Source organism: Cupriavidus taiwanensis, from assembly GCF_900250115.1.
GTDB classification, from domain to species: domain Bacteria; phylum Pseudomonadota; class Gammaproteobacteria; order Burkholderiales; family Burkholderiaceae; genus Cupriavidus; species Cupriavidus taiwanensis_B.
Genome location: NZ_LT984804.1, coordinates 2,115,930 through 2,130,758, shown reverse-complemented (window position 1 = coordinate 2,130,758; position 14,829 = coordinate 2,115,930). Strand labels below are relative to the sequence as shown.

The following is a 14,829-nucleotide window of genomic DNA, read 5'->3' as shown; positions in this document are numbered from 1 at the left end:
CCGAAAGTTACTCGACCGCACTGTATATTTCGGCGAGGTCGCACAGGTCCCAGTTCCCGCCGCTCAGTACCGCGCAGACCTTTTCATCCGGCCGGACCTTGACGACGCCCGCCAGTAGAGCGCCGATACCGATCGAGGCGGCGGGTTCGGCGATCAGTTTCGCGTCCTTGGCCAGGACACGCATGCCTTGAATGATGTGCTGGTCCTCGACCAGAACGATCTGGTCCACGTAGCGCTCGATGATGGGATAGGGATTCTGCCCCGGCACACTTATCCGCAAGCCGTCGGCAATGGTGTTCTTCAAGGGAAGCGTGGTGCGCTCCTTGTTCAACCTGCTGTGATAGTACTTCGGCGTCAAGGCGGGTTCCGCGCCAACGACCCGAACCGATGGCCGGGTTTCCTTGATGGCGGTGGCGATGCCGGAAATCAGGCCGCCGCCGCCCATGGGGATGATGACGGTATCCACATCCTGCAGATCTTCCAGGATCTCGCAGCCGATGGTTCCCTGTCCTGCCATCACCAGCGGGTCTTCAAAGGCGTGGACGACTGCGTAGCGGTTCTTCTCAGCGATTTCATATACTTTCTTCCACCGTGCAGCGGTATCGCCGTCGAAGAGGATGACCTCCGCCCCGAGGGCTTCGGTATTGGCGATCTTGATTTTCGGGGTGGTCACCGGAAGTACCAGAATCGCTTTCACGCCCAGCATGCGGGCAGCGTAGGCGAGCCCTTGGGCGTGATTGCCGGAAGACGTGGCAATGATGCCGTTGGCGATCTCTTCCCTGGGCAGCGAAAGTGTCTTGTTCAGCGCGCCGCGAATCTTGAAGGCCCCGGTGATCTGCAGCGTTTCGGGTTTCAGATAGAGCCGGCAGCCGGCGGCTTGCTCTATCTTCTCCGCGTGCAGCAGCGGCGTACGCCTGATATGGGGTTTTAGCCGTTCCTGGGCTTCCCGAATGTCCTGAATGGTTGGATGGTCGCGCATGTAAGTCCTCTTCCCATACTGCCAGAAAATCGAAACTCAAAGGAATGAAAAGAAAGTCCCGACGTTGTTTGCCAGGGCATTGCGATAAATCTTTTCGGCAGTGGTGTTGTCCTGTATGGCCATGCCGGTGGAATCGAAGATGGTGATTTCTTCGTCGTTCTCCCGGCCCGGTTTCCTGCCCAGCAGTATTTCGCCGATTTCGCCATGGATATCCTCCATGGTGATGATCTTCTGGTTCATCGGATGCAAGGTTTCGCCTTTTTCGACGCACTGAGCGATGGAGTCATTGACGATCTTGGCGTGCCTGAATATTTCAGGATCCAGCTCCTGTTTGCCTTTCTGATCCGTACCAATGGCAACGATGTGGGTGCCGGGTTTTACCCAGCCCGCTTCCACCAGCGGGCCCTTGCCACGGGTGGCGGTGATCAGGATATCCGCCTGCTCGACCGCCGCTTTTTTTGAACCGCCCAGGATCACAGGGATACCGAAGTCGCCCTCGATATCCGTTTTGAAGCGGGCCAGCGTCTCCGCGTTTCTGCTCCAGGCATGGATCTCCTGGATCTGCATCACCAGGCTGATCGCTCGAATCTGCATCCGGGCCTGGTTCCCGGTACCTATGGTGGTGATCTTCTTCGAGTTCTTTCTTGCCAGTGCCTTTACCGAGACGGCCCCTGATGCCCCGGTCCTCAGACCGGTGAGCAAACTTCCATCCATGACGCAGATCAGCGCGCAGCTCCTGGCATCAAACAGCAGGATGGAGCCCATACCGTTAGGCACCCCATGTGCCGTGGGGTTGTCGAGGAAGCCTCCGGAAGAGGCTTTCATCGAGATCATTTCATTGGCCTTGTAGTAACCGACCTTGAAGTCGATCTCGCCGCGCGGTGCAGGAAGATGGATTCCGATATAGCCAGGCTGTACCACCTGTCCACTGCTGAAGGCCTTGTACGCGTCTTCCACGGTACCTATGACTTCCTTCATGGATATCAATCTTCCGACTTCGTCTTTGGTAAGCAGCAGTGTTTTCATCTACCGAGTCTCGCTGTTCTTATCAGAGCATGTGCCATTCGCCAGGTATGCGCATCCCAAACAGGAGTGGGTTATCTCGCCAGGTTCAACGCCAGCCGCACAGGAACGCATTACCAGCCCTGTTTGCACGTAGTATGCAGTCGAGCGGGCAGCAGAAAATCCCGGAAGTACTGCCAAAATCGTAACTTCCGGCTGTTTTTATCGCGGCCGGCGAAATCCGAAGCGGCCGCATGATGCCTGAACCAGGCAGGCATCGGTCGGAGAGCAGAGTCCGCCTGTGCTTCGATTGCGAGGATGGACCGGAAATACTTGCAGTCGCCGCAGTCGCTGCACGGGTCCCGGCGCTGATTGCTCCGCCGACCGCAGCATGAACTTCCAAGTGCACCCTGAAATTGCCCGGGCGGCGCGCGTCCAGGGGGCGGCCGCAGCCGTCATGCAGTAGCTATCGCGCCGGTATTGGTGGCTTGCGGGACACTATCTTTCTGGTCTCTAATGATTAGTGGCAGGTCAGGCGGTCAGAGGGTGATATGCGCTGCGCAAAGTGCGGATTCGATAACCCAACGGGCGGATATTTTTGCGAGGCATGCGGACAGAGCCTCGCTCGGCTATGCCCACGATGCGGCCATGAGTCAGGTGCCGACGCAAGATTCTGCGGCCTTTGCGGCGCAGCCCTTCCTGCTTCCCCTGCCGGTCAATGTCCGCAAGTTTCCGCCGCGCCCGTTTTCTACACGCCGCCGCACCTTGCCGAGCGCATTCTTGCCGAGCAGGCGGCGATGGAGGCGAGGGGGCAAGCCGATGGTGAACGCAAGACCATTACGGCTCTGTTTGCGGACATCGCCGGGTCGACGGCACTGATTCAGAACCTCGATCCCGAGGATGCGCGTGAGTTAATCGACCCGGTGGTGGCCTTGATGATGGAAGCCGTGCACCACTATGAGGGGTATGTTGCCAAATTCCTGGGCGATGGGATCCTGGCCCTGTTCGGCGCGCCGATCGCCCACGAGGACCACCCGTTGCGGGCCCTGTACGCCGCGCTGCGCATGCAGCAAGCGATGCACCGCCATAATGACCGTGCGAATCGGGAGACAGGCTTGCCGCTGCTGATCCGCGTCGGCGTCCATACCGGCGAAGTGGTGGTGCGTTCGATCCGAAAAGATGACCTGCGCACGGACTACGATCCGGTGGGGCACACGATTCATATCGCGTCACGGATGGAAGGGATCGCGACACCGTCATCGATCCTCGTCAGCGAAGCGACCCATCGGCTGACCGAAGGCTACTTCGAATTCCGAAGCCTGGGAACCACTTCCGTCAAGGGCATCCAGCAACCGCTTGCCGTGTACGAGGTGGTCGGCGCTGGGGTGCTGCGTACCCGCCTGCAAGTTGCAGTGCATCGCGGTCTGGCGCGATTTTTCGGCCGCCAGGCGGAACTGCAGCGTCTGCAGGAGGCGCTGGATTCGGCAAGGCAGGGGCATGGGCGGGTCGTCGGCGTGGCGGGCGACGCCGGCGTCGGGAAATCGCGCCTGTTTCATGAGTTCAAGGCGCGTGCTCAGCCGGGCTGCAAGGTGCTCGAGACCTTTTCGGTTTCGCATGGCAAGGCGTTCCCCTATCTGCCCTTGATTGACTTGCTCAAAGCGTACTTTGATATTGCCGCACAGGATGACGACCAGCAGATTCGCGACAAGGTCAAGGGCAGGCTGCTGGCGATCGATTGCGCGCCAGAGGAACTGCTGCCCTACCTGCTCTATCTGCTGGGAGCCAGGGAGCGGGGGTCGGCCCTGTCGATGATGGAGGCTTCGATCCGCCGGCAGAGAACCTTTGATGCCATTGTGCGGCTGCTGGTGTGCGAGAGCGAGATGCAACCGCTCATGGTGCTGTTCGACGACCTGCAATGGCTCGACAGTGAGACCGAGGCTTTCCTCAAAGCCCTTGCCGTTCAGGTCCCGAGGGCAAGCATCCTGCTGCTCGTCAACTACCGCCCGGAATATGCGCAGCTTGCTGGCATACCCTGCCACCTCAAGCTGCACCTGGAGCCGTTGGGACAGGCGGATGCACAGGGGTTCCTCACGGCACTGTTGGGGGACCATGCTTCCCTCGAGTCGCTGAAGCGGGAAATCCAGGCCAAGACAGAGGGCAATCCCTTCTTCATGGAGGAAGTCGTCACCACGCTGGCCGAAGAGAACGTCCTGCACGGCGAGCGGGGCAATTTCCGGCTGGAGCAGTGCATCGTGTCACTACATATCCCGACCACCGTGCAAGGTGTGCTTGCCTCGCGCATTGACCGCCTTCCTCCCGTGCAGAAGGAGTTGCTGCAGACACTCGCGATCATCGGCAAGGAGTTTACGCTGAGCCTGGTCCGGCAGGTCACGACGCTACCGGACCAGGCACTCCATGCAATGCTGGGCGAGCTGCAGACGGGTGATTTTATCTACGAGCGTCCGGCGTTCCCTGAGCTCGAGTATGCGTTCAAACATGCGCTGACCCAGGAGGTTGCCGCCAGTTCGCTGCTGAGTGACCGGCGCAGTGCGCTGCATGAACGCACGGCCCGGGCCATGGAGATGCTGTTTCCTGGCAGCCTGACGGATTACTGCAGCGAACTGGCCCACCACTACAGCAAAAGCGGCAATACCAGAAAAGCGATCGAGTATCTTGGCCTTGCGGGACAGCGTGCCGCACGGCATTCCGCTCAGCGCGAGGCGATCCGTCATTTCAATGACGCGCTGCAACTGCTCGGATCGCTGCCAGACTCTCCGGATCGCGCACGCGACGAGCTCAACCTGCTGCTGAATCTCGGCATTGCGTATATCACGGCGCGAGGCCATGGGGCGCCCGAGGTAGAAACGATCTATACGCGCGCGTTGGCCTTGTGCGAACAAGGCGCGGCAACGCCACAGCGTTTCTCGGCACAGCTGGGATTGTGGTCATTCTATCTTTTGCGGGGTCAGCTTTTAACAGCGCAAGCCTTGGCAGAAGGACTGCACTGCCTCGCCGAGGACAGCGGGGATCCGGAACAGGCGGCCGAGGCGCAGCGCATGCTGGGCGTTACCCGATTCCGGCGGGGCGAGATCGTTATGGCTCGCGCTCATTTGGAACAGGCCCTCGCACTGCACCGACCGGCACAGCACGCATATGCTCATCTGCTCCGTTACGCACGGAACCCCGCGGTCCATATGCGCAGCTCCCTGAGCTGGGTGCTTTGGTACCTCGGCCTGTCGGCACAGGCCTGTGCCCGAAGCGAGGAGGCGATAGCATTGGCCAGGCAGGCCACCGATCCATTCGGTCTCACCCTCAGCCTGACCTTCGCAGCCGAGTTGCATCAGCGCCGGCGCGACGCGCAACGGGTACTGGAGTGCGCGGAAGCCGCGATCGCGCTGTCGGAGGAACATGGCTTCCAGCTCTATCTGTCCTGGGGGACGATATTGCGCGGCTGGGCGCTCGCGGCGATGGGTTCACCCGAAGACAGTATCGCGCAGATGCGCCGCGGCCTTGACGGACTCGAAGCCTCCGGCGCAGTGTTGGGAAGACCTTCGCTGCTGGGATTGCTGGCGGATGCTTATCGGCGTGCCGAAAATGGCGACGCAGCGCTTCGCGTGTTGGGCGAAGCGCTGGCCCTGGTGGACAACACCGGCGAGCGCTTTGATGAGCCTGCGCTGATCCGGCTCAAAGGCGAGGTGCTGCTGCAGATGTCGTGTGAAGAGGCAGGATCGTCTGCAATCGCTCTTGAAGCCGAGGCATGCTTTGGCAAGGCGATGGAGTTGGCCCGCCACGCGGGTGCCATCGCCATCGAGTTCCGATGCGCGGTGAGCCTGGCCGACCTGTGGCATCGCCAGGGCAAGGACGATGCGGCGCGTCGATTGCTGGCGCGCTTGAATGGTCTTTGCACGGAAGACATGAATTCCGTGGACTGGAATAAGGCTAGACAGTTGCAGGAAGAACTGTCCTGAGCCTTACGCCAGCCCCCTCGGCCAGACAGCTACGCTTGCTCGCCGAAACTGATCCGTTCCACTGCGTGGGCAATGGCTTCGCCCATTTCCGTGGTCGAGGCATTGCCGCCCAGATCGGCTGTGCGCGGACCGTGGATCAAAACGTGCTCGATCGCGGCAAGAATCGCGTCGTGCGCTTTCCTTCCGGCGTCGTTATCGGTATCGAGGAAATCGAGCATCATGGCGCCTGACCAGATCATGCCGATGGGGTTGGCAATGTTCTTGCCGTAAATGTCGGGCGCGGAGCCATGCACCGGCTCGAACAGCGAAGGGAATGTGCGCTGCGGATTCAGGTTGGCCGAAGGCGCCAGCCCCAGCGTACCGGTGCAGGCGGGGCCAAGGTCCGACAGGATGTCGCCAAACAGATTGGACGCCACCACCACGTCGAAGCGCTGCGGCTGCAGCACGAAGCGGGCGCACAGAATGTCGATGTGCTGCTTTTCCCAGCTGACCTCCGGATAGTCCTGTGCGATATCGTTCGCCCTGCGGTCCCACCACGGCATGCTGATGGCAATGCCATTGCTCTTGGTGGCAACCGTGACGTGCCTGCGCTGCCGCTGCCGCGCCAGATCGAATGCGAATCGGAGCGCGCGGTCCGTGCCGTGCCGCGAGAACACGGCTTGCTGCATGACGACTTCGCGTTCCGTGCCTTCGTACATCACGCCACCAACCGAAGAGTATTCGCCCTCGGTATTCTCGCGCACGATGATCGTGTCGATATCCCCTGGTTTCTTGCCGGCCAGGGGGCAGGGCACGCCTTCGAACAGGCGTGCGGGGCGCAGGTTGATGTACTGGTCAAACTCCCGGCGGAACTTCAGCAGCGAACCCCACAGCGAGATATGGTCCGGCACGATATCGGGCCACCCCACGGCACCGAAGTAGATGGCGTCCATGCCGGCCAATTGGGCCTTCCAGTCGTCCGGCATCATCTTGCCGGTGGCTGCGTAGTAATCGCAACTTGCCCACTCGATATGGGTGAAATTCAGGCCGATACCAAAGCGGCCCGCGGCGGCGCCGAGCACGCGCAAGCCTTCCGGCATGACCTCCTTGCCGATGCCATCCCCTGGGATCACCGCGATGTTGAAAGTCCGGGTCGTCATGACGATTTCCTGTGAAATAACGCGAGACTGCGCCATGGTCCGAGCCAGGGCCGCGCCAATGACCGCTATTGTAGAAGCGGTGTTTCAGCGGCACATTGCGTATTCCTGCCGCGCGACAGGAGGAAATCCTTTATTCGTCGTCGTGTCCGGCATGCTGTGCGTGGGCAGGGCTTGCATGCCGGGCGGCGTGCGCTTCCCTGTGGGGCCGCATGCGCGGATTCAGAACTGGTATCGCAGTCCGGCGACAAACTGCCGCCCCGGCCCCGGCGTGACGGCGAGGTTGCCCCACGACGCGGGATAGTAGGTCTTGTCGAACACGTTATGAACGTCCAGGAAGACGCGTGTGCGGCGATCGATCTGCCAGTAGGCGACCAGCTTCACGGTGGCGTAGGCCGGCAGTGAATACGTGTCGGTGGCATTGCCGGAGCGCGATCCCACATAGACGATACCGGTGCCGATGCCGTACCGCCCGCCGAAGACGGGCATGGTGTCTTCGCGAATCGCGAGCACGCTCGCGCTGACCTTGGGAATATTGGTCAGGCGGGTGCCGGGCGCGATGGCGTTGTCCTCGGTGACCTTTGCGTTCATCAAGGTAAAACTGCTGCTGATGCGCCAGTGCTGGTCCAGCTGGCCGAAAGCGTCGATCTCGAGCCCGCGGCTCGTGGCTTCGCCGGCGGCGATGTTGAAGTTGGGGTTGGTGGGGCTGCGCGTCAGGACGTTGTTCTTGCGAATATCGAAGACCGCGAACGTTGCACCGAGACGCGCGTCTTCGGATTGCCACTTCAGCCCCGCCTCGATGGCGCGCGCATGCTGGGGGTCGAACGCATTGCCTGCCTCGTCCACGCCGCTGTTGGGGCGGAACGACTTGCCAAGTGACAGGTATGCCGAGAGTTGGGCCGTGGGCAGCCACGTCAGGCCGATCCTGGGCGACACGGCAGTCTGGCTCTGGCGGGTCGATGTCACGGTAAGCAGGTTGTCAACCGATTGGTGGTAGTTGTCGAACCGGACGCCCGCCATCAGCTTCCATTGGTCATTCAACGAAACTTCGTCCTGAAGGTAGGCGCCAAGGTTTCGCTGGTGCTCGCGTGTCGAGATGCTTGGCGATACCGGTGGTTTGGCTTGCCCGTATACCGGCTCGTAGATATCGATCGCATACGGGTTTGCCGCCAGGCTCGAATAGAGGATGTCCATCCCCATGTACAGGCGCGAAGCCTCGACACCAACAAGCATCCGGTGCGCCAGTCCACCCGTATGGAAGTTGCCTTCCACCTCGGCGTGGGCCGACGTGTCGCGTGACGGCAGCGTTCGCCAACTGTTGCGTCGTGTGAGCGTGCGACCGTCCGCCAGCACGCTGCCGAACTCCGCCGCATAGCCTTCAAAGCCGGATTCCTTGTAACTGACGCCCAGCCTGGCCCGCCAGCCGGTGGCGACATCGCGGTCCAGCGTCAACTGATGCGTGTTGCTGGAAAGATGAAGGTTAGGGTCGTTCGGCTCCTGAAGGTAGCGGTCGCGGGGAAGGGGCAGCTCTCCATTCACATTGACGAGGCCGCGGTCCAGTGGCGTGCGCACGCGCATGAATTCCCCTTCGTACTGCACCAGGGTGCGCTCGTCGGGCGCCCAGGCAAGTGCGGGGGCAACCAGATACTTGCTGCCGTCGATCAGCGAGCTTCGGCTGGCACTATCCTCCGCCATGACATTGAGACGATAGGCCAGCTGGTCGTTGATGGGGCCGGTGGTGTCCACCGTGGCACGCGCGAAACCAAGCGTACCGGCACTGAGTTCCGCTGAAGTTGCCCGTGTGAAGCGAGGCTTCTTCGTGACGATGTTGATGGTGCCGCCCGGTTCGCTACTGCCGTACAACGCCGCGGCAGGGCCTTTCAGGAATTCAAGGCGCTCCACCGTCGCGGCATCGCGCATCGGATTGTAGCCGCGCGATCCGGGAAAGCCGTTAACCAGGTATCCCATGTCCGTGCTGCTGAAGCCACGGATGGCATAGTTGTCCCAGGTTCCCCCGAAGTCGTTGAGGCGTGCCACGCCGCTGACATAGTCCACCGTGTCGGCAAGGCGCGTCGCGCCCAGGTCGTCGATCAGTGCCGACGTGACCACGCGCACTGACTGCGGCACTTCCCGCAGCGGCGTTTCGGTCCGGGTTGCGCCGCTGGCCTCGGCAGCAACGTATCCGCCGGTGCCGCCATTCGCGCTGACGCGGACTTCAGGAAGTTGGGCCGAGGCTGCAACCTCCTGCGCCTGGGCAAGCGCTGCATTGGACAGAGGAAACAGGATCAGGCTGGCGCGACAGGCATGGCCGGCGAGGCGCCTGGCGTGAGAGGGAAATGCTGGCATGAGCGAGACAAAGGCAAAGGCAAGAGGCGCCACAATGTAGCGGCGCAAATGAGAGGAATTCTCATTAACATATTTTTTGCGTGGGAATCGTCAGGCACGGATGGTTGCGTGCTAGCGAGGGCAAGGCCATATAGCACGGCCCACCTAGCGGGCACTGCATCGACACGAGAGTGGCACGGGAGCCCAACAATCTGCTCGCGCGGTGGAGCAGAACGCAATTCACTGCGGTACGCCCCCCCCGCGATCGCCACAATCGTTGGTGGTACTGCTCTTAATCTAGGAACGATGCAGCACTGCCTGCTGCTGCCCTTCCTCTCTGTTCCGCACCCCTCTCAGGATCGCGCCCATGGCCTTTCGCAGTCACGAAGTCTTGCCTCTGAATCCCTTTTCTACGGGGACCAGACATGTCGCTACAGCGGGGACCTGCCCGTGACCTGGCAACGCATCACCGAACCGGTAGCCGATCTGCTGCCGGACCTCGTGGCGCTGCGCCGCGACCTGCACGCCAATCCGGAGCTGGCTTACGAGGAGCACCGTACCGCCGGCATCGTGGCGCAGTCTCTGCGCCTGCTGGGTCTCGAGGTGCACGAGGGCATTGGCGGCACCGGTGTGGTGGGCACGCTGCGGGCCGGCCGTGGCACGCGCAGCGTGGGCTTGCGCGCGGACATGGATGCCCTGCCGATGGTGGAGCTGGGCCGCGTAGCGCATGCAAGCCGCACGCCCGGCAAGCATCACGGCTGCGGGCATGACGGCCATACCAGCATGCTGGTGGGTGCGGCGCGCCAGCTCGCGCGCAGCGGCATCGATGGCACGGTGCACTTTATCTTCCAGCCTGCCGAAGAGGGCAAGGGCGGTGCCCGCCGCATGATCGACGATGGCCTGTTCGAGCGTTTTCCTTGTGACAGCGTCTATGCCTTGCACAACTGGCCGGATTTGCCGCTCGGCCATGCGCAGACGCTGCCCGGCGCGATCATGGCCGCAGCAGACCGGTTCGATATCGTGCTGCGCGGGCGCGGGGGACATGCGGCGCAGCCGCACCACACCGCCGACGCCATCCTTGCTGCCTGCCACCTCGTGTCGCAACTGCACACCATCGTCGCGCGCCGCATCGATCCGGCTGAGTCCGCCGTGCTGTCGGTCACGCGGATCGAAGGTGGACATAGCCACAACGTGTTACCGGCCGAGGTGCGGATTACCGGCACGGTGCGCAGCTTCAATGCCGCGTCGCAAGACCGGATCGAGACCGCGCTGCGTGCGATGGCACAAGGCGTCGCGGTGGCGAGCGGCACCGAGGTTGAAGTGCACTACGACCGCTATTACCCCGCCACGGTAAACAGCCCTGGCGAAGCAGCGCTGGCGCTGGATGCGGCACGTGCCGTCGGCTTGCAGGCGCAGATGGCGCCGCGCGCCGCGTTTACCTCGGAGGACTTCGCCTTCATGCTGCAGCGCAGGCCCGGCGCCTATCTCTGGCTGGGTCAGGGCCGCGCCGAACCGGGTCCGGATGGCGAGCGACCCCTGCACCATCCTTGCTATGATTTCAACGACGACGCGCTGGCCCTCGGGGTGCGCTGGTTCTGCGAGGTCGCCCGGCGCGCGCTGGTTGCCGCGTAATGTTTTCCCCTGACCTGACCTGACCTGGAATCCTCATGCCTATCACCATCATCCGCCAGTCGGCCACCGTCGATGGTTTCGCGCAGCAGGGCACGCCTGCACGCCCGCTCACCCAGCCGCCGGCCCGGCTCAGCGGCATCGACGTCGATCTGGACGGCGCCGGCGATAACCAGGCCGGACTCTGGGAATGCACGCCGGGGCGGTTCGAGCGCCAGATCGTCAATGCCGAGGTCATGCACATCCTCGCGGGCGCCTGCACGTTCACGCCCACGCATGGGCAGCCGCAGCAGATCCGTGCAGGCGATACGCTCTTCTTTTCCGCTAGCACGACCGGCGAGTGGCACGTGACAGAAACGCTGCGCAAGGTGTTCGTGGTGCTGTCGGACTGAGGCTCGATAAATTTTCAGGCGGAACCGGGATTCTGTGGGTTCCGCCTGCATTATCGTCCTCGCAATCATCTACGTCGCCCGCTGCGACGAGCGACGCAGGCGACGCAGGCGACGCAGGCGATGCATAGTGCGTCAGCTGGTTTCCTGAAGCGACCGCGCGCCGGCAAAACGGCCGATGGCATACGGCTCGAGCGGGATCGAGGTACGGCCGGTGGCGATCAGCTCGGCCATGGTCTCGCCCACGCCCGGGCTGATCGCGAAGCCTTCGCCGTTGAAGCCAAAGGCGTAATGCAGCCCGGGCACCCTGGTACTCGGGCCGATCACCGGCTGCAAGTCGGCGGTATAGCCTTCGATCCCGCTCCACACCCGAATCAGTTGCACATGCTCGAACGCCGGCACGAAACGCCGCAGTTCGCGCAGCTGGCGCAGAACGTTGTCGGGCCTGACGTAGGCACGGATGCGGTCGATCAGCGCGGGCCCCTTGAGGCCGCCGCCGAAGACGATGTTGCCGCGCGCGATCTGGCGGAAGTACAGGCCCTCCAGCTCGATCGGCGACGAGATGCCGATGGAGGGACCGATGGCATAGGGCAGCGGCTCGGTGACGCCCATTTGCGGCCCGCGTGCGTCCATCGGCACGGCTTCGCCGAACTGGCTGGCCATGCGGTTGGACCATGCGCCGCAGGCGACCAGCATCTGCGGCGCACGGAAGCGCCGGCCGTCGGCGGTGTGGGCGAGGAAGCCTCCGCCGTCGTGCTCGACCTGCATCACCTCGGCATGCTCGACAATCTGCGCGCCGGCGCGGCGCGCGGCGCGTGCGAAGGCGGGGCCGGCCAGGCGCGGGTTGGCATGGCCGTCCTGCGGCGAATAGGACCCCGCCACGATGCCGGGCGCAAAGATGCCCCAGCGCTGGCGCAGCTGTTCGGCGGTGTAGAGCTGCAGGTCCAGCCCGAGCGGCTTCACGTCATGGGCATGCTGCTCGAGCACGGCGGCCTGCTGTTCGGTGTAGCACACGCGCAGATGGCCGTAGGGGACGAACTCGAGGTCCTCGCCCAGCAATTCCTTCACGCGGCCCCAGACGGCGCGCGCACGGTTGGCCAGCGGCATCTGGTGCAGCGCGCGGCCCTGGCGGCGTACATTGCCGAAGTTGGTGCCGCTGGCCTGCCGTCCGATCAGCTCGCGCTCGAGCAGCACCGCGGACAGGCCATGCTGGCGCAGGAACAGAGCGGTAGTGGTGCCCATCAGGCCGCCGCCGAGGATCAGCACGTCGGCGTCACGGGTGCGGGTTGCCGTGCTGCTCATGCCTTCACCTCGCGGGTATTCATCATCAGCGGCTTGACCGGTGCCTGCGAGCGCAGGCGGCCGACTTGCTCGACCGGGATGCCGCAGGTGTGCGCCACGATCTCGGCCGCGGCATGGCCGCAGAAGCGGCCCTGGCAGCGGCCCATGCCGACGCGGCTGAAGGCCTTGGCCCGGTTGAGTTCCTGGCTGTCGAATTCGGTCACGCAGCGGCGCAGCTCGCCCGCGGTCACCGCCTCGCAGCGGCACACCACCGCGCTATCGGGCAGTGCGGCGGCCTGCGCATGCGGCCACGGGAAAGCGCGTGCCAGGCCCTGGCGGAAGCGGTCCATCCTGGCGAGGGTGCGGCGCAGCGCCGCGGCTTCGCTGCGATAGAGGTCGCGGCCGCGCGCGTGCCCGAGGTCGGCCAGGGCTGCGAGCGCAGCGAGCCGGCCTGCGGCCTCGGCGCCATCGGCGCCCAGGATGCGCGCGCCATCGCCGGCCAGGTAGACGCCGCGGGTGGTGCTGCGGCCATCGACGTCGATGCGCGGCAGCCACTGGCGGCTCACGGGTTCGAAGGCGAACTCGCAGCGCGCGAGGTCGGCCAGCTGCGTCTCGGCGCGCAGGTGCCAGCCCAGCCCCACGGCATTGCACGCGAAGCGCTGCGTGCCGCCGCGTGCATCGCGCACGGTGACGCCCAGTACGCCCGCTTGCTCGGTGCCATCGATGGCCAGCGGCGTCACGCCCTGCAGCACCGGCACGCCGGCGGCCCTGAGCGCGCGGATCAGTCCGAGGCCGCGCAGCGCGAGCCGCGGTCGCGCCAGCAGCCCGGTGATGGCCGCCCATGACCGGGTGGCCGGCGCGGTGTCGAGCACCGCGACCACATGCGCGCCAGCCTGCACGTACTGCGACGCGACCAGGTAGAGCAGCGGCCCGCTGCCGAGGAAGACCACCTGGGAGCCGATGGCGCAGGCCTGCGCCTTGAGCGCGATCTGCGCGGCGCCCAGGCTGTAGCAGCCGGCGCGGTGCCAGCCCGGCACCGGCATGAGCCGGTCGGTGGCGCCCGAGCACACCAGCAGCGCATCGAAGGGCAGCGCCAGGGGCTGCGCGTCGCGCACCACGTGCAGCTCGCCCTCGGTCAGGTTCCACGCCAGCGTGTCGGGGTGATAGTCGATGCGCGCGCGCAGCGCGTCGAAGTCGCGGTGCAGTGCCTGGGCCCTGGCCGCCTCGGTGCCATAGAGCTTGGCGTAGGAGCGCTTGAAGCCGTCAGGCTGGCGGCGGTAGATCTGTCCGCCGTCGCGCCGGCCTTCGTCGACCACGGTGGGGCGCAGCCCCGCCTGCACCAGCGCCTGGGCCGCGCGCACGCCGGCAGGGCCGGTGCCCACCACGACGATGCGCGGGAAGGGTGCGGGCGCGTTCATGCGGCGGCTCCCTGGCGGTGGCGTGCGAGCGATTCCTGCAGGTCCGGCGTCGCAGGCCAGTGGTGCGCGGGCGGGCGTGTCAGCACCTCCATGCCGGCCTCGGCGGGGGTGGAGCAGGCGCGCAGGCGCTCGCCGGCGGGGGTCCAGACCCAGCAGTCCTGGCAGGCGCCCATCAGGCAGAAGCCGGCGCGCGGCCCGTCGCCGAACTCGCTGTCGCGCACGCGCCGGCCATGGGTGAGCAAGGCGACCAGCAGCGTGTCGCCAGCCAGCGCGGTGGCCGCGACGCCGTCGATGCGCAGCGTGATGGAAAGGCGGTCCGTTTCCGCCAGCCGGACAAAGCGCGCAGGCAGTGGTGGGGAAAGGTCTGGCATGGCGTTGGCTCGGAAAGAATGGCAAGGCAGTCGAACAGCGATCTCCTGAAGTTTAGGAGCGCTATGGCGCGGGATGGTGCTGCATTGGGGGCGCGGGACGGGGCGTGCTGCTGTTATGCAGGCGGCGGCAGCAATATATGCGGCGCGATCGGCACGGCCGCCGCGGCCGGCGTCCTTTGCCTTGCTCAGGCGCACGAGCACGCCGGGTTGCAGGGCGCACGGACATGATGCATCCATGGCCGTCGCCGCGGGGCTCTTCCAGGGCTCTTCCGCTGCCTGAAAGATTCGTTGTCCGCAAGCCCGGGGCTTGCTATGCGATGCGGTCGCACTG

The 14,829-nt window shown here is 64.3% G+C and carries 10 protein-coding genes; 3 read left to right on the top strand and 7 right to left on the bottom strand.

Annotated elements, in window-relative coordinates; all coding sequences use genetic code 11:
- Window positions 1-7 precede the first annotated feature (7 nt).
- Together CBM2586_RS26270 and CBM2586_RS26265 are read right to left on the bottom strand one after the other, a co-directional pair.
- A complete protein-coding gene (locus CBM2586_RS26270) occupies window positions 8-979 on the bottom strand; it encodes a threonine/serine dehydratase (RefSeq protein WP_115666369.1) in 972 nt (323 codons plus the stop codon).
- A gap of 36 nt (window positions 980-1,015) precedes the next feature.
- Complete coding sequence (locus CBM2586_RS26265) at window positions 1,016-2,005, bottom strand: ornithine cyclodeaminase family protein (protein WP_115690741.1); 990 nt, start codon at window positions 2,003-2,005, stop codon at window positions 1,016-1,018.
- Window positions 2,006-2,532: 527 nt separating this feature from the next.
- Between CBM2586_RS26265 and CBM2586_RS26260 the strand changes: the two genes are divergently transcribed.
- Complete coding sequence (locus tag CBM2586_RS26260; RefSeq protein ID WP_115690739.1) at window positions 2,533-5,949, top strand: adenylate/guanylate cyclase domain-containing protein; 3,417 nt, start codon at window positions 2,533-2,535, stop codon at window positions 5,947-5,949.
- A gap of 29 nt (window positions 5,950-5,978) precedes the next feature.
- Here CBM2586_RS26260 and CBM2586_RS26255 read toward each other — a convergent pair whose 3' ends face one another.
- Window positions 5,979-7,088: a tartrate dehydrogenase gene (locus CBM2586_RS26255; RefSeq protein WP_115690737.1), complete on the bottom strand. Its 1,110-nt coding sequence runs from the start codon at window positions 7,086-7,088 to the stop codon at window positions 5,979-5,981.
- Window positions 7,089-7,307: 219 nt separating this feature from the next.
- Entirely contained in the window at window positions 7,308-9,431 is a 2,124-nt protein-coding gene (locus CBM2586_RS26250) for a TonB-dependent siderophore receptor (protein WP_115691488.1), read from the bottom strand.
- A 429-nt stretch (window positions 9,432-9,860) separates the two neighbouring features.
- On the opposite strand from CBM2586_RS26250, the gene CBM2586_RS26245 reads away from it, so the two are divergent.
- Complete coding sequence (locus tag CBM2586_RS26245; protein ID WP_115690735.1) at window positions 9,861-11,042, top strand: amidohydrolase; 1,182 nt, start codon at window positions 9,861-9,863, stop codon at window positions 11,040-11,042.
- A gap of 35 nt (window positions 11,043-11,077) precedes the next feature.
- Window positions 11,078-11,431: a cupin domain-containing protein gene (locus CBM2586_RS26240; protein ID WP_115690733.1), complete on the top strand. Its 354-nt coding sequence runs from the start codon at window positions 11,078-11,080 to the stop codon at window positions 11,429-11,431.
- 132 nt (window positions 11,432-11,563) lie between these two features.
- On the opposite strand, the gene CBM2586_RS26235 is transcribed toward CBM2586_RS26240, so the two are convergent.
- Genes CBM2586_RS26235 through CBM2586_RS26225 form a run of 3 tightly spaced genes read right to left on the bottom strand, consistent with a single transcriptional unit; the run spans window position 11,564 to window position 14,498 of the window.
- A complete protein-coding gene (locus tag CBM2586_RS26235; protein ID WP_115690731.1) occupies window positions 11,564-12,730 on the bottom strand; it encodes an NAD(P)/FAD-dependent oxidoreductase in 1,167 nt (388 codons plus the stop codon).
- Entirely contained in the window at window positions 12,727-14,127 is a 1,401-nt protein-coding gene (locus CBM2586_RS26230; protein ID WP_115690729.1) for an NAD(P)/FAD-dependent oxidoreductase, read from the bottom strand. Before CBM2586_RS26230 ends, CBM2586_RS26235 begins: the two co-directional genes overlap by 4 nt.
- Window positions 14,124-14,498 (bottom strand): (2Fe-2S)-binding protein, encoded by a 375-nt coding sequence (locus tag CBM2586_RS26225; protein WP_115690727.1) that lies wholly within the window; start codon window positions 14,496-14,498, stop codon window positions 14,124-14,126. The genes CBM2586_RS26230 and CBM2586_RS26225 overlap by 4 nt, the downstream gene beginning before the upstream one ends.
- Window positions 14,499-14,829: the final 331 nt, after the last annotated feature.

What these genes read in the sequence shown, in the direction of transcription:
- CBM2586_RS26270 (WP_115666369.1), bottom strand. Translation starts at nt 979, where the DNA reads ATGCGCGACCATCCAACCATTCAGGACATTCGGGAAGCCCAGGAACGG.
- CBM2586_RS26265 (WP_115690741.1), bottom strand. Translation starts at nt 2,005, where the DNA reads ATGAAAACACTGCTGCTTACCAAAGACGAAGTCGGAAGATTGATATCC.
- CBM2586_RS26260 (WP_115690739.1), top strand. Translation starts at nt 2,533, where the DNA reads ATGCGCTGCGCAAAGTGCGGATTCGATAACCCAACGGGCGGATATTTT.
- CBM2586_RS26255 (WP_115690737.1), bottom strand. Translation starts at nt 7,088, where the DNA reads ATGACGACCCGGACTTTCAACATCGCGGTGATCCCAGGGGATGGCATC.
- CBM2586_RS26250 (WP_115691488.1), bottom strand. Translation starts at nt 9,431, where the DNA reads ATGCCAGCATTTCCCTCTCACGCCAGGCGCCTCGCCGGCCATGCCTGT.
- CBM2586_RS26240 (WP_115690733.1), top strand. Translation starts at nt 11,078, where the DNA reads ATGCCTATCACCATCATCCGCCAGTCGGCCACCGTCGATGGTTTCGCG.
- CBM2586_RS26235 (WP_115690731.1), bottom strand. Translation starts at nt 12,730, where the DNA reads ATGAGCAGCACGGCAACCCGCACCCGTGACGCCGACGTGCTGATCCTC.
- CBM2586_RS26230 (WP_115690729.1), bottom strand. Translation starts at nt 14,127, where the DNA reads ATGAACGCGCCCGCACCCTTCCCGCGCATCGTCGTGGTGGGCACCGGC.
- CBM2586_RS26225 (WP_115690727.1), bottom strand. Translation starts at nt 14,498, where the DNA reads ATGCCAGACCTTTCCCCACCACTGCCTGCGCGCTTTGTCCGGCTGGCG.